Origin of the sequence: Aestuariirhabdus haliotis, from assembly GCF_023509475.1 — a bacterium.
Lineage (GTDB): Bacteria > Pseudomonadota > Gammaproteobacteria > Pseudomonadales > Aestuariirhabdaceae > Aestuariirhabdus > Aestuariirhabdus haliotis.
This window is the reverse complement of the sequence record NZ_JAKSDZ010000096.1, coordinates 1-1,498: the sequence shown is the minus strand read 5'-3', so window position 1 is coordinate 1,498 and position 1,498 is coordinate 1. Positions and strand designations below refer to the sequence as shown.

Genomic DNA, 1,498 nt, shown 5'->3' with positions numbered 1-1,498 from the left:
CTTGTCCAGGTCTCGACATGAACGGCGAGCTTCGCCTTGATAAAAACCATTTTTAGGATCCGCAGAGATCTATCTGAATTAATCAGAGGTGCCCTTGGTGATGCCTAGCTGTCGTCCGAACTTCTGGATGACTCGATACTGTTCTGATGTTTCTCCGCAAGAAACCGTTACCACTTTTTTAGCAGGTCAAGCTCCTCTCGAAGGCGGGCATTTTCTTTTTCTAACAGCTTAAGCTTAGTGAGTTCTTTTTTCTCTTTATTGATACCGGTGAGTTTCTTGCATCTATCGGCCACGATCTTTCCTTCTCTGTATTCCTTACGCCATCGTGACAGCATCATAGGGTGAATGCCCAGTGTTTTGGCAACTTCTTGAACTTGAATGCCATCCGTCAGACTCAACTGAACGGCTTTGGTTTTAAACTCGTTTGTGTACTGCCAGGTTCTTCTTGGATTGTTGTAGCGTGACATTGGATACCTCATCTTCAGTTAGATGTTGGTATCCGTTAAAGCGGGGGAGGTTCACAGCCCGACAACATGCGCTTGTTAGGTGAACAGCCCACTTGGCACAAACCTTATCTAGGAATATTGATTTCAAGGATTGCCCTCACCTTGGCGCCACTTATACTCCTCGCGGCAAGAAGCTCGCTCACTACGAGTTTCATTTTCTCAGCATAATGGCGGAAGATTGGCATAACACGCTCTATTGAGTAGTTCATGAATGCTTCCTTCTCTTCTTTCGTGAAATCATTATCTTCAGTAACAGTGCGCCCAATGAACTCCTGATGATCTTGCCAAGCATTACTAAAGACACGTGCACTCACCTCTGAAACAATCTTTTGGTCATTTAGGTCTACTCCTGCAATAAGGCCAGACTGCAACAAAAAGACTTCCGCTGCAAACCCTCCGCACGCGACACTTCTTTCTGTTTCTGGCATGACATAACAACCACGAGCCACCGCAAAGCCCTGCGAATTCTCTTCTAAAAACTCAATAAGATCTAGATCACCACCAAGGTGTAGACAAACCGTAGCGTGGCCGACTTCATGCCAAGCTTTGTACTCATCGCTATCCATTACAATCATGGGTATCTCACACACTAGAACGGTTACCTAACGAGGCTGTAGAAAAACGAAAACCGCTAAATCGTTATCCACAGCCTGCATTCCTTGGTTTTTGATGCCGGTTATTTAACCAAATCCATTCAACATAATCACCTCTTATGCGAGGAGGGCGTGGTATTTCTGTGGGTAGCTCTGTGACTAAGCGATCGCTCCATAATTCATTAACTTTTCGATGTTATGGTCCAGAGAGAGCTGGATAAGGGTTCTGATCCCTTATTCTCTTATAAAGTACGTTTTTGACCCAGTATTCCTTGATAAAGCTCCGCGGGTTTCGCCCCGCAGGCGACTTCATTTCTTTATTCGCGATAAAGAAACGAAGCAAAGAAAGCGCGCCCCCAGAACGCCCTTCGGGTGCACTGCGCAGATGGATAATAATTC

General features: G+C 45.5%; 3 protein-coding genes. All 3 read right to left on the bottom strand.

From position 1 onward, the window contains the following. Window positions 1–167: 167 nt before the first annotated feature. Window positions 168–467, bottom strand: a complete 300-nt coding sequence (locus MIB40_RS19405; RefSeq protein WP_406566481.1) for a transposase — start codon at window positions 465–467, stop codon at window positions 168–170. Window positions 468–571: 104 nt separating this feature from the next. Next, on the bottom strand, window positions 572–1,072 hold the full coding sequence (locus tag MIB40_RS19400) for a M50 family metallopeptidase (RefSeq protein WP_249697152.1): 501 nt from the start codon (window positions 1,070–1,072) through the stop codon (window positions 572–574). A gap of 223 nt (window positions 1,073–1,295) precedes the next feature. Next, window positions 1,296–1,498, bottom strand: a 203-nt coding sequence (locus MIB40_RS19395; protein ID WP_249697151.1) for a hypothetical protein, incomplete at its 5' end; no start/stop codon positions are given.

Coding starts and splice junctions, on each gene's coding strand:
- MIB40_RS19405 (WP_406566481.1), bottom strand. CDS start 467: ATGTCACGCTACAACAATCCAAGAAGAACCTGGCAGTACACAAACGAG.
- MIB40_RS19400 (WP_249697152.1), bottom strand. CDS start 1,072: ATGGATAGCGATGAGTACAAAGCTTGGCATGAAGTCGGCCACGCTACG.